We start from the raw sequence: 22,271 nt of genomic DNA, 5'->3' as shown, positions 1-22,271 counted from the left end.
GACGGGTCTCTTTACCCGTTCTCCCGGGCCGCGCCCCGCCCGCGCGCTCTGACCTGGGCGGGGGTGGTGTGGAGGCGGAAGAACGTATGGTCACTCTGTGTATCACGGGGGGTGACGCCGGGCAATGATTGTCGTCTCGGCGTGCGGGGGGCGCGGAGCGGGGCCGCCGTTCGGCGTAGTGGACGGGCGTGTCGCCGGGGGTAGGGCGGGCTCAGGACCAGTGGGCGGGGCGGGTGAGGGCCGGGGGGATGCGGGTGGCCGGGTCACCCTGTGCGGCGTTGAGTTGGGCCTGCGTGAGGAAGAGGGCGTGGCGGAGGTCGGCGCCCCGGAGGTTGGTGTCGCGCAGGTCCGCGCCGATCAGGTCGGCGGTGCGCAGGTCGGCGCCGGTCAGGTCGGCGGCGATCAGGCAGGCGCCGCGGAGGTTCGCGCCCCGGAGGTCCGCGCCGGTCAGGCGGGCGGCGATCAGGTCCGCGCCGCGGTGGTTCTTCTTGCGGCCCGGCACCTTGGCCCGTACGAGTTCGCTGGTCTTGAGGAGGAGGGTGTTGATCTCTCCGCGGAGGGCGTCGACGTTCAGGGTGGTGAGGGCGTCCGCGTCGGCGTGCGTCCACTCGGTGGTTTGCGTGAGCGCGCGGCGCAGGTCCCGGTGGACCGGGGCGGCGGCCGGGAGGGTCAGTGCCTCGGACACGTAGAAGAGCAGCTCGTGCAGCTGGCGCATCACCGGGAAGACGTCGTACATCCGGCGGGCCGTGCCGGGGTGGGTGCGCCAGTCCTGGCCGCCGAAGGTGACCTGGGAGACCTGCTGGCCCGCGCCGAAGCAGTCGAAGACCGTGCAGCCCTGGAAGCCCTTGTCGCGCAGGCGGGTGTGGATGCCGCAGCGGAAGTCCTGCTGGAGGTTCTTGCAGGGGGTGCCGGCGGGCTTGTTCACGGCGAAGTCGGTGGACTTGGCGAAGGGGAGGGCCACGCAGCACAGGGCGAAGCAGTTCGCGCAGTCGGCTTGCAGGACGGGCAGGGGGGCGGGGGCGGGGGCAGGGGTACTCGGCACGTTGTTCATTGTCACTGGTGGGGGCGGGCGAGCCTCATCTGGTGGGCGGTCCAGCGTACGCCGTCGACCTCCTCGACGTCTTTGATCACCTGCTGGGTGCGGAAGCCGAGCTTCTCGTAGATGCGGATCGCCGCCGCGTTGTGGGCCCAGACGCCGAGAGTGATCTCGGGGAGCCCCAGCTCGTCGAACGCGCGGGAGACGGCGAGTGAGACGAGGGCCTCGCCGCGGCCGCGGCCGCGGGCCTGCGGGGCGATGAGTACGCGGCCGAGGCGGGTGCCGGCGAGGGAGACGTGTCCGACCGGGTCGCCGGTGGGGGTGACGGCGGTCCAGGTGTGGCGACCGGGCTCGGCGGCGTAGGCGGTGAGCTGGGCGTCGTCCAGGGGCCAGGAGAAGGAGGGGCCGGCCCAGGTCATGAGCTCGGCGCGGCTGGTCACCCACGTGCGCAGGGAGGGGGCGTCGAGGGCAGGGCGGAAGGGACGCAGGGAGATCATGCCTTCAGTATGGGGACACCGGGTGACGTGGTTCATCGTCTCAAGTGGGTGGTGGGTGGCGGGGGTTGGAGGGTTGATCGTCGGAGGTGGGGCGGTCAGCATGCCTCTATGACTGAAGTGATCGCCGTTGGTGTCATTACCCTTCTCGCCGTGATCAGCCCGGGCGCCGATTTCGCCATGGTGGTCCGCAACAGCTACCTCTACGGGCGGCCGACCGGGCTGTTCGCCGCCGCCGGGGTCGCGGCCGGGGTGCTGGTCCACGTCTCGTACACGATGCTCGGGGTCGGTCTGCTGATCGCCTCGTCCACCGCCCTGTTCACCGCGATCAAGCTGGCGGGCGCGGCGTATCTGGTGTGGATCGGGATACGGACCTTCCGGGCGCGGGCCGAGGTGACCGTCGACCTGGAGTCGAAGCCGGAGCTGACGCGGCTCGGGGCGATGCGCTCGGGGTTCTTGACCAATGTCCTCAATCCGAAGACGACGCTGTTCGTCGTGTCGACCTTTACGCAGGTGGTCGATCCGCAGACGCCGGCGTGGCAGCAGGCGGGCTACGGGCTGTTCATGTCGGGTGCGCACCTGGGGTGGTTCGCGGCGGTGGCGCTGTTCTTCTCCGACTCGCGCCTGCGGGAGCGGATGCTGAAGGCGCAGAAGGCGCTGAACCGGGCCATCGGGTCGGTGCTGGTGGGTCTGGGGGTGGGGCTGGGCTTCGCCCGCTGAGGGGTGGGCGCGGGGCCGGTGCGGAGCTGGCGCGGGGCCGGTGCGGGGCTGGTGCCGGAGGTTACCTGTGGGTAGCGTGCGAGGCATGAGCGCTGTCGAGGGGTTCTTCGAACGGGTTGATGCCGGGCGGTTCCACGCCACCGAGTACACGCGCGGGCCGTGGGACCCGGGGTCGCAGCACGCCGGGCCGCCTGCGGCGTTGCTCGGGAGGGCGGTCGAGGAGCGGGCGGAGGCGCGCGGGGACATGCGGGTCGCCCGGATCACGTACGAGATCCTGCGGCCGGTGCCGATCGGGGCGCTGGAGATCACCACCTCGGTGGTGCGGGCCGGACGCAGTACGGAGGTGGTCGAGGCGGCCCTGACTCCCGAGGGCGCGGCCGCGCCCGTGATGCTCGCGCGGGCGCTGCGGATCCGGGTGGCCGAGGGGGCGGTGCCGGCCGTGGTGCCGGGGCCGCAGTTGCCGCCGCCGGGGGAGGTGCCGGTGACGCCGTTCTTCCCGGTGCCGTGGGAGACCGGCTACCACACGGCGATGGAGACGCGGTTCACGGACGGGGCGTTCGTCGAGCTGGGGCCGGGGACCTGCTGGATGCGGATGAGGGTGCCGCTGGTGGCGGGGGAGGAGACCAGGGCGCTGGACCGGGTGCTGATCGCTGCCGACTCGGGGAACGGGATCAGCTCGGTGATGGACTTCCAGCGGTACGTGTTCATCAACGGGGACCTCACCGTGCATCTGCACCGGCATCCGGTGGGGGAGTGGGCGTGTGTGGAGGCGCGGACGAGTGTGGAGGGGGGCGGGATCGGGCTGGCGGATGCGCGGTTGCACGATGAGAAGGGGCCGATTGGGCGGAGTGCGCAGAGTTTGTTCGTTGCGCCGAGGTAGGGGCGTCGGCCTTTGCCCTCAGGCGTGGCCGGGCTGAGATTCGGGGCTCTGCCCCGGGCCCTGCGCCTCAATCGCCGGCGGGGCTGGGTTTGCCTCGGCTGGGTGGGCGTGTGCGGGTTCAGGATCGGGGCTCTGCCCCGGGCCCCGCGCCTCAAACGCCGGCGAGGCTGCATTTGCCCCCGCTTGTTGATTTCCCCACGGCGAGACTGAGTTTGCCCCGGGCGAGGCTTGATGTGCACCCGGTGGGGCTGGACGGGGTTTCGTGGGGGGTTGAGGATGGGGTGGGGGGGTCGGCTTGGAGCAAGTGGGCTAGTACGACCGGCGACACGGGGCAGTCGCGGCAGAATGGCCCGGGGATGGGGGAGGGTTGACGGGTGCGCAGATTCTGGATGGCCGGGGGGATCGGGGTCGGGCTGTGTCTGACCTTCGTCGTGCTGCTCGTGGTGGGGACGTACTCGGCCGCCGCGGGGCTGGTCGGAGCCGGTGCCGGCGGGCGGGCCGTGGGGCTCGCCAAGGGTGCGGTCCCGGCCAAGTACCAGGCGCTGGTGGAGAGGTGGGGCAACCTCTGCCCGGCCATCAACCCCGCGCTGCTCGCCGCCCAGTTGTATTCGGAGAGCGGGTGGAACCCGAGTGCCGTCAGTCCGGCGGACGCGCGCGGTATCGCGCAGTTCATCCCGGGTACCTGGGCGGGCCACGGCATCGACGGGGACGGTGACGGGGACCGGGACATCTGGGATCCGAACGACGCGATCCCCTCCGCGGCTTCGTACGACTGCGAGCTGGCCAAGGACGTGGCGAGCGTGCCGGGCGATCCGGCGTCGAACATGCTGGCCGCCTACAACGCGGGGGCCTACGCGGTCATCAAGTACGGGGGCGTGCCGCCGTACAAGGAGACCCAGGGGTATGTGAAGACGATTACCACACTGGCGAAGAGCTTCGCCAAGCCCGTGGGGCGAGTGGCGCCCTCACAACAGGCCGCCGGAGCCATCTACTTCGCCCAGAAGCAGCTCGGGACACCGTACTTGTGGGGCGGAAACGGAACGCCCGATCAGGACGGGCGGTTCGACTGCTCGGGGCTGACCAAGGCGGCGTACGAGACGGTGGGAGTGGAACTGCCGCGTGTCGCGAACGACCAGTACAACGCGGGGGCGCATCCTTCGCGTGACCAACTGCTCCCCGGCGACCTGGTGTTCTTCTCCGATGATCTGACGAATTCTCGGGAGATCCGGCACGTCGGCCTGTACGTCGGTGGCGGCTACATGATCAACGCCCCGTACACCGGTGCCGTGATCCGTTTCGACAAGATCGACACGCCCGACTACTTCGGCGCCACCCGCGTGACGAAGGACGGCGCGGAGGCCCTTCCGGAGCGCGCCGCGGCGCGCCCGGCTCCGTAGCAACTCTCCGTGAAGCAAAGGCCCTGAGCTGCGACGATGAGTCACTCTTCGATAACGTTGCCGTGATCATTCGGTGGAGAGTGGAACGTAGTTGCCAGAACGGGCGTTCCATGGACACAGGGGAACCACGGCAAGGGCAAGGGGCCGCATCACCATGGCTGGACTCACGACCGGTGGGCCGAACCTGGATGTCAGCCTGCTGTACGAGCTCAACGGACTTGCCCGGCAGGCGCCGGGCGGGCTGGATCGCGCCGTGAGTCTGGCCGGTGAGTACGGGATCCTGCTGGCGTTGGTGCTTCTGGTCCTGTGGTGCTGGCGCGGTGCCCGCCGGCAGGACGAGGCCACGGCTGCCGAGACCTTCGCCGCGCTCGTGTGGGCCCCGCTCGGCGCCGGACTGGCGCTGCTCGTCAACGCGCCGCTGCGCGAATTCGTCGGGCGGCAGCGGCCGTTCATGCAGCACGAGGGCCTGCAGGTACTCGACCCCGGCCCCGGCATCGGCCTCGCGAAGTCGCCGTTCTCCTTCGTCAGCGACCACGCCACCCTCGCGATGGCCCTGGGTGTGGGGCTGTTCGTGGCCAACCGGAAGTTCGGTCTCATCGGCATCGGGCTGGCGCTCGCCGAAGGGCTGTGCCGCGTGTACGCGGGTGTCCACTACCCCACCGATGTGATCGGCGGCTTCGCGCTCGGCACCGCCGTCGTTCTCATCCTCGCGCCGCTCGCCATGGCGTTGCTGAACCCGGTGGTGCGGGCGGTGGCCGGCTCCCCGCGGGTGGGCCGGCTGGTGCGGGCCAAGGGGCGGGCGCTGCCCCGGGCGGTCGGCCTGGCGCAGCCGCAGAACCCGCCGGCGGGGCAGCTCACGCAGGAGAGCGACCTCGCCGCCTGAGGCCGCACGGCTCACGGGCTTACGGCTTACGGCTTACGGGCTCGCGGGCTCACGGGCTCGCGTACGACTCCCATACGGCGACCAGGACTGCCGCCAGCAGGCACAGCAGCGCCGCCCCGAAGCACAGGCGCACCGCCGTCGGGCGGGGCCGCGGCGTCACGGTTCGCGCCGGCCACCGGCGGCGGCAGGGGTGGAGGCCGGTGCGCAGGCCGGTGTCGAGGGGGTGAGCAGGGCACGGAGACGGGCCGCGCGGCGGGCTGCGGGTCCTGACATGAGTCAAGGGCACCCGCTCCGGACGGCCCAGGCCAGCCGGGCCGTCCGAACGGATGAGGTCGGACGGGCGAGGTGGACGGGGCGAGGTCGGACGGACGAGGTCGGGCGGGCGACGGACGGGACGGCTATCCCACGGTGTGCCGGGCGGCGTCCTTGCGGGCCAGGTCGCGGGAGCGACGGGCCGGACCGGTCCAGCCGCAGGTGCAGACGGCCAGGCAGAACGATCCGCGTTCGGCGGTGGAGGTGGTGTGCCCGGCGGGCGGCTGCGGCTGTGGCTGCGGACGCTGGAGGGGCACCGAGGCAAGCGGAGGGGCCAGGGTCGCTTTCGTGTGCGGTTCCACGGCACCACGGTACCCGGGCCGGGGCCGGGCCGGGGAGGTGCGTGGCCCGTGACGGGAAACCCCGGACCTCGTTAAACGGAGCGGGTGGGGGCCTCGGGCAAACAGCGGTCTCGCGTTGGGGGTTGGCAGGAGATGGTGGATCACCAGCACAGGCGGCGGCGCGGGCGTGCGGGTGAGGTGATGCTCGCTGCCGGGGTCACCCTGGCGGTTGCGGCGGCCGGCGGCTGCGCGGGCGCCGGCGGCAGCGACGACAAGCCCCCCGTGGACCCGGCGGCGGTGGTCCGCGGGGCTGCCGACGCGCTGGCGAAGACGGGCAGCGCGCAGGCCCGTACGGCCATGGAGATGGCCACGGGCGGCACCAGGGTCACCATCCGGGGCGAGGGCGGGGTCGACTTCAAGAACCGCATGGGCCAGCTGCTGGTGATGCTCCCGGCCGATGTGAAGGGCAAGGCCGAGCACCGGCCCATCACCGAGCTGCTCGTGCCGGGCGCGCTCTACATGAAGAACCGGGGCTCCGGCGTCCCGGACGACAAGTGGGTCCGGGTCGACACGACGACGCTGGCCGACGGGAACCTGGTCACGGGCGGGGCCACCGATCCGCTGGTCGCGGCGGAGCTGCTGCGGGGCGCGCAGGAGGTCACCTACGTCGGCGAGACCGAGGTGGCGGGCACCAAGGTGCGGCACTACCGGGGGACCACCGACATCGGGCGGGCGGCGGGGAGCGCGTCGCCGGAGGTGCGGGGGGCGCTGGAGGCGGCGGCGAAAGGGTTCAGCAAGGACACCGTGCCGTTCGACGTCTACCTGGACGAGGAGGGGCGGCTGCGGAAGGTCAGGCACCGGTTCACGTACGTCAACAATGGCGTGATCGATGTCTCCTCGACCACGCTGCTGTACGGGTTCGGGACGCCGGTGACGGTCGTATTGCCCGCAAGTGCGGATATTTACGCGGGGAAGATCGCCGATTAGGGGGCCGTGGGCGGGGGCGGACGGCGCGAACGGGCCATGGGGCGGTATCCGGAAATGGTCCATCCGTGTCATGTGCGGTGAGCCGCGGGCTCCCTACGCTGGGAGCGAGTGCCGATGACGAGGACGGCTGATTGAGGTGACACGCGTGACTCCCGCTGGCGGTACGACGGTGCAGGACCACGTGGCGCTCGCCGAGATCGAGCTGTGCGGTGAGCTGATCATCGCCGCCTCGGCGGCGGACGAGGAACGGCTGAGTCTGGACCGGATCGACGAGGTGCTGCTGGGGCTGGCGGGCGGCTGACCCGCCGTGTCCCTGGGCTCTGCCCCGAACCCCGGGGCCCCAAACGCCTGCGGGGCCCAAGCCGCCCCGGACCGGGCGCGTCAGGTACGGAGCACTCGGCTGCGGAGCACTCGGCCAGGGAGCAGTCAGGTACGGAGCAGACGGGCGATGGCCTTCGTGGCCTCTTCCACCTTCGCGTCGATTTCGGTGCCGCCCTTGACGGCCGCGTCGGCCACGCAGTGGCGGAGGTGTTCCTCCAGGAGCTGGAGCGCGAAGGACTGGAGGGCCTTCGTGCTCGCCGAGACCTGCGTGAGTATGTCGATGCAGTAGACGTCCTCGTCGACGAGCCGCTGGAGGCCGCGGATCTGGCCCTCGATCCGGCGCAGCCGCTTGAGGTGCTCGTCCTTCTGGTGGTGGTAGCCGTGGACGGCTCCGGCGTCTTCCGTCTCGATGGTCGTCATGCGTCCTCCCGTGGTCCGTGGTCCGGATGAGAGGGGTATATCCGGGGTATACCCCTCATGGGTATAGGATACCGGGCCGCGGTCGCGGGGCCAGGGGTCCGTGGTGCTCACTCTGCCTGATGGAGGACACTGGGGAACCGCCGGTTAGCCGTGGCCGGGGGATGCGCCTAGCATCAGCCTGACCGAATCCAATGCACCCCGAGGACCTCACGTGCGATTTCGTCTGACCCCCAGGGAGACGAGCTTCTACGACATGTTCGCCGCATCCGCGGACAACATCGTCACGGGCTCCAAGCTCCTGATGGAACTGCTCGGAGCGGACACCTCCGCCCGGGCCGAGATCGCGGAGCGGATGCGGGCGGCGGAGCACGCGGGGGACGACGCGACCCACGCGATCTTCCACCAGCTGAACTCCTCCTTCATCACGCCGTTCGACCGCGAGGACATCTACAACCTGGCCTCGTCGCTCGACGACATCATGGACTTCATGGAGGAGGCGGTCGACCTGGTCGTCCTCTACAACGTGGAGGAGCTCCCCAAGGGCGTCGAGCAGCAGATCGAGGTGCTGGCGCGGGCGGCCGAGCTGACCGCCGAGGCCATGCCCCACCTGCGGACGATGGACAACCTCACCGAGTACTGGATCGAGGTCAACCGTCTCGAGAACCAGGCCGACCAGATCCACCGCAAGCTGCTCGCGCAGCTCTTCAACGGCAAGTACGACGCCATCGAGGTGCTGAAGCTCAAGCAGATCGTCGACGTGCTCGAAGAGGCGGCCGACGCGTTCGAGCACGTTGCGAACACGGTGGAGACCATCGCGGTCAAGGAGTCCTGAACCTCGTGGACACCTTCGCTCTGGTCGTGACCATCGGTGTCGCGCTCGGCTTTACCTATACGAATGGTTTTCACGACTCCGCGAACGCGATCGCGACCTCCGTCTCGACGCGGGCGCTGACCCCGCGCGCCGCCCTGGCGATGGCCGCCGTGATGAACCTGGCCGGTGCCTTCCTGGGCAGCGGGGTCGCCAAGACGGTCAGCAAGGGCCTCATCGAGACCCCGCACGGCGACAAGGGGATGTGGATCCTCTTCGCCGCGCTGGTCGGGGCGATCGTCTGGAACCTGATCACCTGGTACTTCGGCCTGCCCTCCTCCTCCTCGCACGCGCTGTTCGGCGGCATGGTGGGAGCGGCGCTGGCGGGCGGGATCGGCGTCATCTGGCACGGGGTGCTGGAGAAGGTCGTCATCCCGATGTTCCTGTCACCCCTCGTCGGCCTGGTCGTCGGGTACCTGGTGATGGTCGCGATCATGTGGATCTTCCGCAGGTCCAACCCGCACAAGGCCAAGCGCGGCTTCCGGATCGCCCAGACCGTCTCGGCGGCCGCCATGGCCCTCGGCCACGGCCTCCAGGACGCGCAGAAGACCATGGGCATCGTGGTGATGGCCCTGGTCATCGCCGATGTCCAGGAGTCCGGTGACCCGATCCCGGTCTGGGTCAAGGTCGCCTGCGCGGTGATGCTCTCGCTGGGCACGTACGCCGGTGGCTGGCGCATCATGCGTACGCTCGGCCGCAAGATCATCGAGCTCGACCCGCCGCAGGGCTTCGCCGCCGAGACGACGGGCGCGTCGATCATGTACACCGCGTCCTACCTCTACCAGGCGCCGATCTCCACCACCCACGTCATCACCTCGGCGATCATGGGTGTGGGGGCGACGAAGCGGGTGAACGCCGTCCGCTGGGGTGTCGCCAAGAACATCATCCTCGGCTGGTTCATCACCATGCCGGCCGCGGCAGCGGTGGCCGCCGTCAGCTTCTGGCTCGTGAACCTCGCCGTCGGATAGCCGATGGCCGCATAAGCCGGTCGGTGGAAGATAGAGGGCCGGCTCCCCCCACCCAGGGGGAGCCGGCCCTTTCTTTCTTTCGCCTTGCGGTGGCACCGCCATGCAGCACCGCAGGACGTTCCGCACATCCCGCGGTCTAGCCGAAGCGGCCGGAGATGTAGTCCTCGGTGGCCTGGACGGACGGGTTGGAGAAGATCCGGTCCGTGTCGTCGATCTCGACCAGCTTGCCCGGCTGGCCGACGGCGGCGAGGTTGAAGAAGGCGGTGCGGTCCGAGACGCGGGCCGCCTGCTGCATGTTGTGCGTCACGATGACGATCGTGAAGCGCTCCTTCAGCTCGCCGATCAGGTCCTCGATGGCGAGGGTGGAGATCGGGTCGAGCGCCGAACAGGGCTCGTCCATCAGCAGGACCTGGGGCTCGACCGCGATGGCGCGGGCGATGCACAGGCGCTGCTGCTGGCCGCCCGAGAGGCCGGAGCCCGGCTTGTTCAGGCGGTCCTTGACCTCGTTCCAGAGGTTGGCGCCCTGAAGGGACCGCTCCACTATGTCGGTGAGCTCGGACTTCTTGTAGGAGCCGTTCAGGCGCAGGCCCGCCGCCACGTTGTCGAAGATCGACATGGTGGGGAAGGGGTTCGGGCGCTGGAAGACCATGCCGACGGTGCGGCGGACCGCGACCGGGTCCACGCCGGGCCCGTACAGGTTCTCGTCGTCCAGCAGCACCTTGCCCTCGACGCGGCCGCCGGGGGTGACCTCGTGCATGCGGTTCAGGGTGCGCAGGAAGGTGGACTTGCCGCAGCCGGAGGGACCGATGAAGGCGGTCACGGAGCGGGGCTCCACGGTCATCGAGATGTCATCGATGGCCTTGTGGCTGCCGTAGAAGGCGGACAGTCCGCTGACGTCGATTCGCTTTGCCATGAGGGGTCACTTCGCTTTCGTGAGTCGCGTCAGCGACCGGTCTTGGGAGCCTTCCAGCGGGCGATGCCGCGGGCCACCAGATTGAGGATCATGACGAAGGCGATCAGGACGAGCGCTGCGGCCCATGCCCGGTCGTAGGAGGCTTCACTGCCGACCTTGTACTGCTCCCAGATGTAGAGGGGGAGCGAGGACTGGGCGCCTTCGAAGGGGTTTCCGTTGATCAGCTGGGAGCCGAAGACCAGCAGCATGATCGGCGCGGTCTCACCGGCGATACGGGCCACTGCCAGCATGACACCGGTGGAGATACCGCCGATAGCGGTCGGGAGCACGACCTTGAGGATCATGCGCCACTTCGGCACACCGAGGGCCAGCGCGGCCTCGCGCAGCTCGTTCGGGACGAGCTTGAGCATCTCCTCGGTGGAGCGGACCACGACGGGCATCATCAGGATCGACAGGGCCATGGCGCCGGCGAAGCCGGAGGGGCCGAAGCCGAGCATCAGGTTCCAGGTCGTCAGGATGAACAGGCCCGCGACGATGGAGGGGATGCCGGTCATGACGTCGACGAAGAAGGTGACGGCCTTGGCGAGCGAGCCCCGGCCGTACTCGACCAGGTAGACGGCGGTCAGCAGGCCGATGGGGGCCGCGATCGCGGTGGCCAGGCCGACCTGCTCGATCGTGCCGAGCAGCGCGTGGTAGACGCCTCCGCCCTGGTCGAAGCTGGTCACTCCGTTCATGGAGTGGCTGAGGAAGTTCCCGTCGAGGAGCTTGATGCCGCGGCTGACCGTGGTCCACATCAGCGAGAGCAGCGGGACGACCGCGAGGACGAAGCAGACCCATACGACGGAGGTCGCGACGCGGTCCTTGGCCTGGCGGCGGTTCTCGACGACCGCGCTGGCGGTGTACGTGATGCCGACGAACAGAAGGGCCGCGATCAGACCCCACTGGATCCTGCTGTGGAGGTCGAAGGCGAGGCCGATGCCGCTGCCGAGGGCGACCGAGAGGACCGCGATGCCCGCCGGGGCCCAACGGGGCAGTCCGCCCCGGGTCAGGCCGGAGGGGGCGGTGGACCGGGGGGCCCGGGTGGGGCGCTGGTCCTGGAGTGCGTGGCTCATCAGGCGTTCGCCCCCGAGAAGTCCTTGCGGCGCGCGATGATCAGCCGAGCTGCACCGTTGACCAGCAGGGTGAGCAGGAAGAGGACCAGACCGGAGGCGATCAGCGCGTCCCGGCCGAACTCGTTGGCCTCGTCGAACTTCGCGGCGATGTTCTGCGCGAAGGTGCCGCCGCCCGGGTTGAGGACGTGCAACGAGATCAGGAAGCTCGGGGAGAGGACGGTCGCGACGGCCATGGTCTCGCCGAGTGCGCGGCCCAGGCCGAGCATCGAGGCGGAGATGACACCGGAGCGGCCGAAGGGCAGCACCGACATCCGGATGACCTCCCAGCGGGTCGCGCCGAGGGCCAGGGCGGCCTCCTCGTTCATGCGCGGGACCTGGAGGAAGACCTCGCGGCTGACGCTGGTCACGATCGGCAGGATCATGATCGCGAGGAGGATGCCGACGGTGAAGAGCGAGCGGGCGACGCCGACCTGGGTCTTCTCGAAGACGTAGGTCCAGCCCAGGTACTCGTCGAGCCAGAGGTTCAGGCCGTTCAGCTGCGGGACGAGGAAGAGGGCGCCCCAGATGCCGTAGATGATCGACGGCACGGCGGCCAGCAGGTCGACCACGTAGGCGAGGGGGGCGGCCAGCTTGCGCGGCGCGTAGTGCGAGATGAACAGGGCGATGCCGACGGCGATCGGAACCGCGATGGCCATCGCGATGACCGAGCTGACGACGGTGCCGAAGAGGAGGACGGCGATGCCGAAGACAGGGGGGTTGGCCGACGCGTTCCAGTCGAAGGTGGTGAGGAAGTTCCCCTCGTTCTCCGACAGGGCGATCGAGGCCCGGTAGGTGAGGAAGACGGCGATCGACGCCATGATCACCAGGAGCAGGATGCCGGATCCCTTGGAGAGCCCGGCGAAGATCTTGTCACCGGCGCGGCCGGTGGACCTTCCGCTCTTGGAGACGGGCGGAGCCGTGTCTGTCTGGGTGGGTGTGGTGGAAGCCATGGTCTTTCCGGTCTGTGTGGGGGGCGAGCCCCCTGGCGGCGGTGCACCGGATGTCCCCTGGGTGAAGGGGAGGGGTCCCCCGGGGTGTCGGCTGCCCGGACGGGGGCGGCCGGCACCCGGGGGCCGGGATCAGCCCAGCGACTTGATGGTTTCGCGGACCTTGGCGTTGATCTCGGCGGGGATGGGCGCGTAGCCGTTGTCCAGGAGGACCTTCTGGCCCGCGTCCGAGGCGGCGTAGTTCAGGAAGGACTTGACGGTCGGGAGCGTCTCGGCCTTGTTGCCCTTGTCGCAGACGACCTCGTAGGTGACCAGGACCAGCGGGTAGGCGCCCTCGGCCCTGGTGGTGTAGTCGAGCTTCAGGGCCAGGTCGGAGCCGGTGCCGGCGATCTTGGCGGCGGCGATGGCCTTGGAGGCGTTCTCACCGGTGGCCTTGACCGGGGCGGCGGCGCCCGTGTTCAGGTCGACCGTCTTGATGCCCTGCGAGGCGGCGAAGGAGAGCTCGAAGTAGCCGATCGCACCGTCGACCTGCTTGACCTGGGCGGCGACACCGGCGGAGCCGGAGGCGGCCTGGCCACCGGGGGCGGCCCACTTCTTCGCGGGCTCGAGCGGCCAGGCGTCGGGAGCGGCGGCCTTGAGGTACTTGGTGACGTTCTCGGTGGTGCCCGAGTCGTCGGAGCGGTGGAAGGCCTGGATGGCGGTGGAGGGGAGCGTGACGCCGGGGTTCAGCTTCTTGATCGCCTCGTCGTCCCACTTCTTGATCTTGTCGTTGAAGATGTTGGCGACGGTGGCGGCGTCGAGGTTCAGCTTGTCCACGCCGGCGATGTTGAAGCCGAGGGCGACGGGGCCGCCGACCATCGGCAGGTTGATGCCCTGGCCACCGGTGCAGATCTTCTTCGACTCCTCGACCTGCTCCGGCTTCAGCGCCGAGTCGGAGCCGGCGAAACCGACGGTGCCCTGGTTGAAGGCGACGATGCCCTCACCGGAGGAGGAGGACTTGTAGTTCACCTCGACGCCGGAGCAGGCGGCCATGTAGTTCTTCACCCACAGCTCGACCGCGTTCTTCTGCGCGGAAGAGCCCGAGGCCAGGAGCTTGCCCTTGGCGTCATCGCACTTGATGTCGCCCGCGGCGGCAGCGGACGGCTTCGTGGTGCCGTCGGAACCCTTGGTGTTGTCGTCCGAGCCGCACGCCGTGAGGACCAGGGCGCCGGACACGACGAGCGCCCCGAGGGCGGAGGCACGAAGCATGTTCTTGCGCTGAAGCTTCACTTTCGGGTGTTCCTTCCAGAAGCCGCCGGCCGCTTTCTGTATCGGGGCGGCGTGCGAAGAGGACTACGTTCCTTTGCCCGGGGAGCCGCTCGTTACGTCCGGCGACGCGCTCCGTGCACGACTGAAATTAGGCAGAACAGGTGAAGCGGCCGACCGGGGAGAGTGAACGGACGGTGAACCGTGGCGGACGACCCGGTGCGGTCGAACGGGTGCGCACACGGGCGTCACCACCCGTTACCCGGCCGTTATCCCGCCGTGACCGCCGGCTCGGGAAGCCAGACGTGCCGGAAGGCGAGGCGAGCGGCCTCGGCCTCGTGGCGCTGGTCGGCGTGCAGCACCCCCAGGGCGTACGCCGTGGCGGGCGCGATGCGGGGGGTCCGGGCGGCGGTCGCCGAGGCCGCCGCGGCCTCGGAGGCGTCCCGGTGGCGGTCCAGGGCCTCACCGGCGATGCGCAGCCGGGTCACGTCCTCGCCCAGCGCCTCCCGGGCGTACCGGTGGATCCGCAGGAGGCGGCGTACTTCGTGCCAGAGCCCGTCGTGGTCCGCGTTGTACGGGTGCTCGTGCCCGGCGGCCGGCAGGGCGGCGACCGCGGCCGACAGGCGGGTTTCGGCCACCTCTGCCAGCGGTACGAGGACCTCCGCGACCCGCCCCCGGGCCGCGACCGCGTCCAGCGGAACCTCCGAGGCCAGCACCGCCACCGCGTCGGCCACCGCGTGGAAACGGGCGGAGCCCAGGGCCTGCAGCGTCGCCGAGTGGGCGCGGGTCCGCGCCAGGGTCAGCCGGCGCTCCAGCAGCGCGCCCGCCCGGGCCGAGCCCACGGTGAGCGCGCCGGCGCCGGCGCGCGGCGCGGGGACCTCCGCCGCCCCCGACAGCCGGTGCAGCGCGTCCAGCAGCCGCACCAGCCGGGCGGCGTGGGCGTGCTCGTCGGCCAGGGTCGAGGACAGCCACACCAGCTCGGTGCGCAGCCCGTCCGCCCAGGAGGACTCGGTCACCGCCCGGAAGGTGCCCAGGGATCCGCTGATGCGGCGCGCAGCCCCCCGCAGGCTGCGCGCCGCGTCGGTTCCTTCCGCGGCATCGGCCCCGCTCCCCGCGTTCTCGGCGTGCAGGCGCAGCGCGCGCAGGAAAGCGGTGGCCTGGGAACGCAGGTACGCGCCGAGCACGTCACCCGCGTTCCCCCGTGCCATCGGGTCATGGTTTGGCTGAGCCACGCCGGCGCCTCCGGGCGTCTATGAGCATCTCCTGTACGTGCCGCAGCGGCTGGCCGTCCGCGTCCGTGCTGTGCCGGGTCCATTCGCCGTCCGGGCCCAGGTGCCAGGAGGAGGTGAGGTCGGACATCCCGGTTTCCAGCATCCGGTCCAGGGCCGCGCGGTGGGCCGGGTCGGCGACCCTGACCAGTGCCTCGATACGGCGGTCGAGGTTGCGGTGCATCATGTCGGCGCTGCCGATCCACACCTCGGGCTCGCCGCCGTTACCGAAGGCGAAGACCCGGGAGTGTTCGAGGAAGCGGCCGAGGATCGAGCGGACCCGGATGTTCTCCGAGAGCCCGGGGACCCCGGGGCGCACCGCGCAGATCCCGCGGACCCAGATGTCGACGGGGACTCCCGCCTGGGAGGCCCGGTAGAGCGAGTCGATGAGGGCCTCGTCGACGATCGAGTTCATCTTCAGGCGCACGGAGGCGGGGCGGCCGGCACGGTGGTGGTCGGCCTCCTTGTCGATGCGCGCTATCAGGCCGTCGCGCAGCGAGCGCGGCGCCACCATCAGGCGGCGGTAGGTCTCGCGGCGCGAGTAGCCGGACAGCCGGTTGAAGAGGTCCGAGAGGTCCGCGCCGACCTGCGGGTCGGCGGTGAGCAGGCCGAGGTCCTCGTAGAGACGGGCCGTCTTGGGGTGGTAGTTGCCGGTGCCGACGTGCGCGTAGCGGCGCAGCTGGTCGCCCTCCTGGCGCACGACGAGCGACAGCTTGCAGTGGGTCTTGAGGCCGACGAGCCCGTAGACGACGTGACAGCCGGACTCCTCCAGCTTGCGCGCCCACTTGATGTTGGCCTGCTCGTCGAAGCGGGCCTTGATCTCGACGAGTACGAGGACCTGCTTGCCGGATTCGGCGGCGTCGATCAGGGCGTCCACGATCGGGGAGTCACCGGAGGTGCGGTAGAGCGTCTGCTTGATCGCGAGGACGTCCGGGTCGGCGGCGGCCTGCTCCAGGAAGGCCTGCACCGAGGTGGAGAAGGAGTCGTACGGGTGGTGCAGCAGGACGTCGCGCTCGCGCAGGGCGGCGAAGATGTCGGGCGCGTGGGCGGACTCGACCTCGGCGAGGTCCCGGTGGGTGCCGGCGACGAACTTCGGGAACTTCAGCTCCGGGATGTCCAGGGAGGCGATCCCGAAGAGGGCGGTCAGGTCCAGCGGGCCCGGCAGCGGGTACACCTCGGAGGAGTTGACCTTCAGCTCCTGGACGAGCAGGTCCAGGACGCCGGGGTCGATGGACTCCTCGACCTCCAGGCGGACGGGCGGGCCGAAGCGGCGCCGCATGAGCTCCTTCTCCAGCGCCTGGAGGAGGTTCTCGGCGTCGTCCTCCTCCACCTCGAGGTCCTCGTTGCGGGTCACGCGGAACATGTGGTGCGCCAGCACCTCCATGCCCGGGAACAGCTCCTCCAGGTGCGCGGCGATGACGTCCTCCAGCGGGACGTAGCGCTGCGGGGAGGCCTCCAGGAAGCGGGACAGGAGGGGCGGGACCTTGACGCGGGCGAAGTGGCGGTGGCCGCTGGCGGGGTTGCGGACGACGACGGCCAGGTTGAGGGAGAGGCCCGAGATGTACGGGAAGGGGTGCGCGGGGTCCACGGCCAGCGGGGTCAGCACCGGGAAGATCTGGTTCCGGAACAGCGTGAAGAGGCGGGCCTGCTCCTTCTCGGTGAGGTCGGGCCACCGGATGAGGTGCACGCCCTCCTCGGCGAGCGCCGGGGAGATGTCCTGCTGGAAGCAGGCGGCGTGGCGGGCCATGAGCTCGCGCGAGCGCGTCCAGATGAGGTCGAGCACCTCGCGGGGCTGCATGCCCGAGGCCGAACGGGTGGCGACACCGGTCGCGATACGCCGTTTGAGGCCGGCCACGCGGACCATGAAGAACTCGTCGAGGTTGCTCGCGAAGATCGCCAGGAAGTTGGCGCGCTCGAGGAGGGGCGTGGTGGGGTCCTCGGCGAGCTCCAGGACGCGCTCGTTGAAGGCGAGCCAGCTGCGCTCCCGGTCGAGGAAACGACCGGGCGGGAGCTCGCCGCCGTCCTTGTCCTCGTAGGCGTCCAGATCGGCGTCGAGGTCGGGGTCGAGGTCGATGTGGGGGCGGTGCGCGGAGATGGACCCGAGGCGTGCGGAGGGCGTGCTCGTGCCGTTCGCTGCCGCGTGGGCCGGGGTGTGAGACGGGTGCTGGGCGGGGACCTCGGTGGGGCCGGCGCTGGGCTGGTGGCTCATGACTCCATTCTTCCGCGCGCGGGGGAGGACAGGCGCGTCGGAAGTGTTTGCCGTCAGGCGGAGGCGGGGCGGCCGGGGCTGCATGGGGGGAGAGTCGCAAGCGCGTGTTAATGCCTGGTGAATGGCGCATGGCTTCCCGTCTCTGCCTCGCGCACGACTCCGCCGCCGCGGGCACCCGCTGCCGACCTGGGGCGCTGCCCCGGAGCCCCGCGCCTCAATCGCCGGCGGGGCTGGGGTGGGCCCCGCTTCGTTGCCGGGTGCGGCACCGTTCCGGGGGCGCTGCCCCGGAGCCCCGCGCCTCAATCGCCGGCGGGGCTGGGGTGGGCCCCGCTTCGTTGCCGGGTGCGGCGCCGTTTCGGGGGCGCTGCCCCCGCACCCCCGCGCCTCAAACGCCGGCGGGGCTGGATGTTGCCGGCGTTCGAGGCGCGGGGGTGCGGGGCGGGGCCCTGGCGTCCTGGGGGGCGTGTCAGCTTTCGGTGCGGTACATCAGGTCCACCTCGTGGGTGGTGAAGCCGAGGCCCTCGTAGACCGCGAGGGCCGCCGGGTTGTCGGCGTCGACGTAGAGCATCGCCGTCGGGACCCCGGTCTCCGCCAGGTGGCGCAGACCGATGGCCGTGAGGGCCTTGCCGAGGCCGCCGCCCTGGGCGCCCGGGCGGACGCCCAGCACGTAGACCTCGCCCAGCTGCTCCTCCCGGTGGACCTTGGTCCAGTGGAAGCCGACCAGCTCGCCCTCCCGCTCCGCGAGGAAGAAGCCCTTCGGGTCGAACCACGGCTGCGCGATCCGGTCGTTGAGGTCGCGCTGGGTCAGCGCCCCCTGCTCGGGGTGGTGGGCGAAGGCGGCCGCGTTCGCCGCGAGCCAGGCCGCGTCGTCCGCGCCGGGGACGAACGTGCGGATCGTCACACCGGAGGGGAGCAGCGGTTCGGGGAGCGGGTCCCCCTCGGTCAGGGGCCTGCGGAGCTGGCGCAGTTCGCGGAACAGGGTCAGGCCCAGGACCTGCGCGAGGTGCCGGGCGGCCGATTTGCCCCCGTGTGCCCACACCCGGATCCGCTTGCCGGAGGCGGCCAGCAGGGTCGTGCCCAGCGCCCGCCCGTGGCCGCGTCCGCGCATCGCCGGGTGGATGACCAGTTCGGCGGCCGGGGCCTCCACCGGATCGGTGTCCTCCAGTTGCCCGTATCCGGCGAGCCGGCCGCCCTCGGTGAGCAGGAAGTGCCGGATGCCCTCGCGCGGCCCGCCGCGCAGCTGGAGCCGTCCCTGCTCGGAGACGGCGGTGGTGCCGTCGGTGCGCGCCGCTTCCTCGATCAGGGCGAGGACGGAGTCGGCCTGTTCCTCCGTCAGCTCGTCGAGGGTCTGAATCTGCCGTCCCGGCTCCAGGGCCGCTGCTGCGTCAGTCATGCCAAGAGCCTACGACCGTCACGGGCGGCCCGCGGGGGCGGGCGCGGGGTCGGTCCGTCTTCTGCACGTAACCAGCTCGATACCCGCTCCCCCCTGTCGTGCTACGCGCGTTGACCATAGGCTTCGGCGGACCTCCCAAGCAGTATCGCTGTCCACAAAGGGGATTAAATGTCAGCGACGCCACAACGGCACCGCCGAGCCCGCCGGTTGACCCTCACCGCCATTGCCGTCACCGCCGGTGCCGGCGCGGTCGTCGCCGCCGCACTTCCGGCCGGAGCCGCGAGTGGTGGCGGTGCGGCCAAGAGCCGGACCGTCGATGTGCAGATGCTGTCGTTCAACGACTTCCACGGCACCCTGGAGCCCCCGCAGGGCTCCTCCGGCAACGTGACCGAACGTCAGGCCGACGGCACCACCAAAGCCATACCCGCGGGCGGGGTCGAGTACCTCGCGACCAGCCTGCGCGAGGCCCGCAAGGGCCACGAGTACTCCGTCACCGCCGCAGCCGGTGACATGATCGGCGGCAGCCCGATGCTGTCGGGGCTCTTCCACGACGAGCCGAGCATCGAGGCGCTGAACAAGCTCGACCTGGACGTCACCAGCGTCGGCAACCACGAGTTCGACGAGGGCCGGGCCGAGCTGCGCCGCATGCAGTACGGCGGCTGCCACCCGGTCGACGGCTGTTTCGAGTACGGCAAGGAGTTCACGGGCTCCGAGTTCCAGTACCTCGCGGCGAACGTGACGGACGAGAAGACCAAGCGTCCGATGATGTCGCCCACCTTCATCTGGAAGAAGGGCGACGTGAAGATCGGCTTCATCGGCGTCACCCTGGAGGGCACTCCGGACGTCGTCACCGCCGAGGGCGTCAAGGGCCTGAAGTTCGGCGACGAGGTTGAGACGATCAACAAGTACGCGGCCGAGCTGAACAAGCAGGGCGTGAAGTCGATCGTCGCGCTGATCCACGAGGGCGGCCTGCCCGCGAGCGGCGCGTACAACTACGACTGCGACGTCCCGGGCGCCGGCGCCGGCATCTCGGGCGCGATCGTGGACATCGCCAAGAACGTGGACCCGAAGGTCGACGCGCTGGTGACCGGCCACACGCACCAGGCGTACGCCTGCAACATCCCGGACCCGGCGGGCAACCCGCGCATGGTGACCTCGGCCGCCTCCTACGGCCGCCTGTTCACGGACACCACGCTGACCTACGACCGCCAGACCAAGGACATCGTCCGCACCGCGCTCTCCGCGCCGAAGCCGGTCAACAAGGTCGTCACCCGGGACCAGCCCAAGGCCCCGGACATGACCGAGCTGATCACCCGCTGGAACGCCCTCGCCGCGCCGGTCGCGAGCCGTCCGATGGGCTTCATCTCGGCGGACATCCCGGGCCGCGGCTCGGAGTCGCCGGAGAAGCCGCTGGGCGACCTGATCGCCGACGCGCAACTGGAGGCCCTGGCCCCGGCCGACAAGGGCGGTGCGCAGCTGGCCATCATGAACCCGGGCGGCATCCGTGCCGACCTGGCCTACAAGGCGGCGGGCGCCGAGGGCGACGGAGTCGTGACCTACGGCGAGTCCTACACGGTCCAGCCGTTCAACAACATGATGAACGTCGTGGACCTGACCGGCGCGCAGCTGATCACCGCGCTCCAGCAGCAGGTCAGCGGTACGGTCAACGGCCCGAGCCCGAAGATCCTCCAGGTGTCGAAGGGGTTCACCTACACCCTCGACATGACGAAGACGGGTGCCGACCGCATCGTCGTGGACTCGGTGAAGCTGAACGGCGCGGCGATCGACCCCGCCAAGACCTACCGGGTCGCGATGAACGAGTTCCTCGCGGGCGGCGGTGACGGCTTCACCGTCCTGAAGGAGCACAAGAACAAGCTGGTCGGCGCGTCCGACCTGGACTGCTTCAACGCCTACCTGGGCAAGTCGACGGCCGCGACCCCGATCGCGCCGCCGGCGGCGGACCGCATCACCGTCGTCAAGTAGGACGGCGAGACCCCCGAGGGGGCGGCGGGCCCGACGGCCCGCCCCCCCCTCTGCCGTTCCCGCGCACCCCCGTGGCGCGGGCGGCGGCGTCACAGTCCGGCGAGGAACTTCCCGACGGCCGTGTGGAAGGCGTCCGGCTGCGTGAAGGGGACGAAGTGGTCCCCGTCCAGGGGGATGTACGAGGTCCCCGGGCGCCGGGTCACCATCGCGTCGGCGGTGGCCTGGGGGAGGGCCGCGCTGCGGGTGGCGTGGATCAGCGCGGCCGGGCACCGGCCGGCGAGCCAGGCCTCCCAGTGGTCGCCGCGGGCCCCGGCGATGGCGTCGAGCATGTCCTGCGGGTGGAAGGGGAGCCGCCAGCCGGTGCCGTCCGCCAGCGGGCGCAGGGCGGGGGCGACGAACTGCGAGCCGATCGGGCCGGCCGCCTCCAGGAGCTCCTCGCGGGTGGGTGCGGTGTAGCGCATGGCGTCCAGGAACTCGAACCCGGCGGGGGCCCGCCCGGCCTCGGGTGCTCCCGCGAGCGGGACCTCGATGGAGGAGTCCGCGTTGACCAGGGCGGCGACCCGGTCCGGGTGTTCGGCCGCGAGGTGCACGGCGGTGAGGCCGCCGAGCGAGTAGCCGAGGACGGTGACCGGGGCGTCGAGGCCGAGGTGGTCGAGGAGGGCGACGGCGTCGGCGACGAACCCCTCGGTGCGGTAGTGCGGGGCGCGGTCGGAGTCGCCGTGGCCGCGCTGGTCGGGGGCGATGATCCGCCACTCGTCGCCGAGGTGTTCGGCGAGCCCGGCGAAGGCGGCGCCCTCGGACATCCCGCCGTGCAGGGCGAGCAGCGGGCGGCCGGGGCCGCCGAAGTCCAGGTAGGACAGGGTGCGGTCGTCGATCTTCAGCTCGTGTCGCATGGTGTCTCCCGTTCGGCGGTCCTTCCGGTGGGCAGTAGCCTGACAGGACTTGGGCGCTTGCGCAATACGTTTGTCTTGGGCAAGTGTGCAAAAGAGTGCGGCGGCTACCATCCCGGCATGGGAAATCGCGAGGATCTGCTGGCCGGAGCGCGCCGATGCCTTGAGGAGAAGGGCTACCTGCGCACGACCGTGCGCGACATCGCCACGGCCTCGAAGGTGAGCATGGCCGCGATCGGCTACCACTTCGGATCGCGCGAGGCACTGCTCAACCAGGCGCTGTTCGCCGCCATGGAGGAGTGGGCCGCGGGTTCCGGCCGCCTCGCGGGCGAGGGTGACACGCCGGGGGAGCGGTACGCCGACACCTGGGACCGCAAGATCCGCGACTTCGGCGAGATGCGCTGGCTGTGGCTGGCCTCCGTCGAGGCCTTCGTGCACGCGCAGTCGGCGCCGGAGCTGCTCGCGATCCTCGCCGAGGGTCAGCGCCGCAACCGGCGGATGGTGGCCGCGACACTGCGCGGGGTCCCCGAGAGCGAGGTGTCCGAGGAGGACGTACGGGCGCTCGGATCGCTGCACATCGCGCTGCTCAGTGGGGTGATGGTGCAGACCCTGACCGACCCGGAGCAGGCGCCGACCGGCGGCGAACTCCTCCAAGGGCTGCGCGCCATGGTGGAGTTGCTCGAAAGCTGACCGCTACCGACGGGT

At 70.7% G+C, this 22,271-nt stretch carries 22 protein-coding genes; 10 read left to right on the top strand and 12 right to left on the bottom strand.

Features of this window, described 5'->3' with window-relative positions; genetic code table 11:
* Window positions 1-211: 211 nt before the first annotated feature.
* On the bottom strand, window positions 212-1,051 hold the full coding sequence (locus tag ACIP5M_RS24620; RefSeq protein ID WP_401200599.1) for a pentapeptide repeat-containing protein: 840 nt from the start codon (window positions 1,049-1,051) through the stop codon (window positions 212-214).
* A gap of 2 nt (window positions 1,052-1,053) precedes the next feature.
* The gene (locus ACIP5M_RS24615; RefSeq protein ID WP_401200596.1) at window positions 1,054-1,533 is read right to left on the bottom strand and encodes a GNAT family N-acetyltransferase; all 480 of its coding nucleotides are present in this window, start codon (window positions 1,531-1,533) and stop codon (window positions 1,054-1,056) included.
* A 108-nt stretch (window positions 1,534-1,641) separates the two neighbouring features.
* Between ACIP5M_RS24615 and ACIP5M_RS24610 the strand changes: the two genes are divergently transcribed.
* The 4 genes from ACIP5M_RS24610 (at window position 1,642) to ACIP5M_RS24595 (ending at window position 5,410) form a co-directional block, all read left to right on the top strand.
* Window positions 1,642-2,250 (top strand): LysE family translocator, encoded by a 609-nt coding sequence (locus ACIP5M_RS24610; protein WP_401200594.1) that lies wholly within the window; start codon window positions 1,642-1,644, stop codon window positions 2,248-2,250.
* A gap of 85 nt (window positions 2,251-2,335) precedes the next feature.
* A complete protein-coding gene (locus ACIP5M_RS24605) occupies window positions 2,336-3,130 on the top strand; it encodes a thioesterase family protein (RefSeq protein ID WP_401200592.1) in 795 nt (264 codons plus the stop codon).
* Window positions 3,131-3,519: 389 nt separating this feature from the next.
* Entirely contained in the window at window positions 3,520-4,527 is a 1,008-nt protein-coding gene (locus ACIP5M_RS24600) for an NlpC/P60 family protein (protein WP_401200655.1), read from the top strand.
* 154 nt (window positions 4,528-4,681) lie between these two features.
* On the top strand, window positions 4,682-5,410 hold the full coding sequence (locus ACIP5M_RS24595) for a phosphatase PAP2 family protein (protein WP_401200589.1): 729 nt from the start codon (window positions 4,682-4,684) through the stop codon (window positions 5,408-5,410).
* A 398-nt stretch (window positions 5,411-5,808) separates the two neighbouring features.
* Here ACIP5M_RS24595 and ACIP5M_RS24590 read toward each other — a convergent pair whose 3' ends face one another.
* Window positions 5,809-6,024: a hypothetical protein gene (locus ACIP5M_RS24590; protein WP_401200586.1), complete on the bottom strand. Its 216-nt coding sequence runs from the start codon at window positions 6,022-6,024 to the stop codon at window positions 5,809-5,811.
* 180 nt (window positions 6,025-6,204) lie between these two features.
* On the opposite strand from ACIP5M_RS24590, the gene ACIP5M_RS24585 reads away from it, so the two are divergent.
* Complete coding sequence (locus ACIP5M_RS24585; RefSeq protein WP_401200583.1) at window positions 6,205-6,990, top strand: hypothetical protein; 786 nt, start codon at window positions 6,205-6,207, stop codon at window positions 6,988-6,990.
* A gap of 145 nt (window positions 6,991-7,135) precedes the next feature.
* Window positions 7,136-7,291, top strand: a complete 156-nt coding sequence (locus tag ACIP5M_RS24580; RefSeq protein ID WP_401200659.1) for a hypothetical protein — start codon at window positions 7,136-7,138, stop codon at window positions 7,289-7,291.
* Window positions 7,292-7,416: 125 nt separating this feature from the next.
* Here the strand turns inward: ACIP5M_RS24580 and ACIP5M_RS24575 are convergent, their stop codons facing one another.
* Window positions 7,417-7,731, bottom strand: coding sequence for a metal-sensitive transcriptional regulator (locus ACIP5M_RS24575; RefSeq protein WP_401200581.1), 315 nt, complete (start codon window positions 7,729-7,731; stop codon window positions 7,417-7,419).
* 211 nt (window positions 7,732-7,942) lie between these two features.
* On the opposite strand from ACIP5M_RS24575, the gene ACIP5M_RS24570 reads away from it, so the two are divergent.
* Both ACIP5M_RS24570 and ACIP5M_RS24565 read left to right on the top strand, forming a co-directional pair.
* The gene (locus ACIP5M_RS24570) at window positions 7,943-8,563 is read left to right on the top strand and encodes a DUF47 family protein (RefSeq protein ID WP_362598496.1); all 621 of its coding nucleotides are present in this window, start codon (window positions 7,943-7,945) and stop codon (window positions 8,561-8,563) included.
* A gap of 5 nt (window positions 8,564-8,568) precedes the next feature.
* The gene (locus tag ACIP5M_RS24565; protein WP_401200578.1) at window positions 8,569-9,567 is read left to right on the top strand and encodes an anion permease; all 999 of its coding nucleotides are present in this window, start codon (window positions 8,569-8,571) and stop codon (window positions 9,565-9,567) included.
* 136 nt (window positions 9,568-9,703) lie between these two features.
* On the opposite strand, the gene pstB is transcribed toward ACIP5M_RS24565, so the two are convergent.
* The 7 genes from pstB to mshD form a co-directional block, all read right to left on the bottom strand.
* A complete protein-coding gene (gene pstB, locus ACIP5M_RS24560) occupies window positions 9,704-10,480 on the bottom strand; it encodes a phosphate ABC transporter ATP-binding protein PstB (RefSeq protein ID WP_401200575.1) in 777 nt (258 codons plus the stop codon).
* A gap of 29 nt (window positions 10,481-10,509) precedes the next feature.
* Window positions 10,510-11,592 (bottom strand): phosphate ABC transporter permease PstA, encoded by a 1,083-nt coding sequence (gene pstA / locus ACIP5M_RS24555; protein WP_401200573.1) that lies wholly within the window; start codon window positions 11,590-11,592, stop codon window positions 10,510-10,512.
* A complete protein-coding gene (gene pstC, locus ACIP5M_RS24550) occupies window positions 11,592-12,581 on the bottom strand; it encodes a phosphate ABC transporter permease subunit PstC (RefSeq protein ID WP_401200571.1) in 990 nt (329 codons plus the stop codon). The genes pstA and pstC overlap by 1 nt, the downstream gene beginning before the upstream one ends.
* A 129-nt stretch (window positions 12,582-12,710) precedes the next feature.
* Window positions 12,711-13,847 carry a phosphate ABC transporter substrate-binding protein PstS gene (gene pstS / locus ACIP5M_RS24545; protein ID WP_401200568.1) on the bottom strand — a complete coding sequence of 379 codons (1,137 nt, stop codon included), beginning with the start codon at window positions 13,845-13,847 and terminating at the stop codon, window positions 12,711-12,713.
* 245 nt (window positions 13,848-14,092) lie between these two features.
* Complete coding sequence (locus ACIP5M_RS24540) at window positions 14,093-15,031, bottom strand: CHAD domain-containing protein (protein ID WP_401200566.1); 939 nt, start codon at window positions 15,029-15,031, stop codon at window positions 14,093-14,095.
* 4 nt (window positions 15,032-15,035) lie between these two features.
* Window positions 15,036-17,300 (bottom strand): RNA degradosome polyphosphate kinase, encoded by a 2,265-nt coding sequence (locus ACIP5M_RS24535; protein WP_401200563.1) that lies wholly within the window; start codon window positions 17,298-17,300, stop codon window positions 15,036-15,038.
* Window positions 17,301-17,766: 466 nt separating this feature from the next.
* Window positions 17,767-18,693: a mycothiol synthase gene (mshD, locus tag ACIP5M_RS24530; protein WP_401200562.1), complete on the bottom strand. Its 927-nt coding sequence runs from the start codon at window positions 18,691-18,693 to the stop codon at window positions 17,767-17,769.
* 168 nt (window positions 18,694-18,861) lie between these two features.
* Between mshD and ACIP5M_RS24525 the strand changes: the two genes are divergently transcribed.
* Window positions 18,862-20,676 carry a bifunctional metallophosphatase/5'-nucleotidase gene (locus ACIP5M_RS24525; protein WP_401200560.1) on the top strand — a complete coding sequence of 605 codons (1,815 nt, stop codon included), beginning with the start codon at window positions 18,862-18,864 and terminating at the stop codon, window positions 20,674-20,676.
* An 89-nt stretch (window positions 20,677-20,765) separates the two neighbouring features.
* Here the strand turns inward: ACIP5M_RS24525 and ACIP5M_RS24520 are convergent, their stop codons facing one another.
* Window positions 20,766-21,569, bottom strand: a complete 804-nt coding sequence (locus tag ACIP5M_RS24520) for an alpha/beta fold hydrolase (protein ID WP_401200557.1) — start codon at window positions 21,567-21,569, stop codon at window positions 20,766-20,768.
* Window positions 21,570-21,686: 117 nt separating this feature from the next.
* Between ACIP5M_RS24520 and ACIP5M_RS24515 the strand changes: the two genes are divergently transcribed.
* Window positions 21,687-22,256 (top strand): TetR/AcrR family transcriptional regulator, encoded by a 570-nt coding sequence (locus ACIP5M_RS24515; RefSeq protein ID WP_401200554.1) that lies wholly within the window; start codon window positions 21,687-21,689, stop codon window positions 22,254-22,256.
* The last annotated feature ends 15 nt before the right edge of the window (window positions 22,257-22,271 follow it).

This window comes from Streptomyces sp. NPDC088762, from assembly GCF_044750905.1.
GTDB lineage: Bacteria > Actinomycetota > Actinomycetes > Streptomycetales > Streptomycetaceae > Streptomyces.
This window is presented reverse-complemented; position numbering and strand designations above follow the sequence as displayed.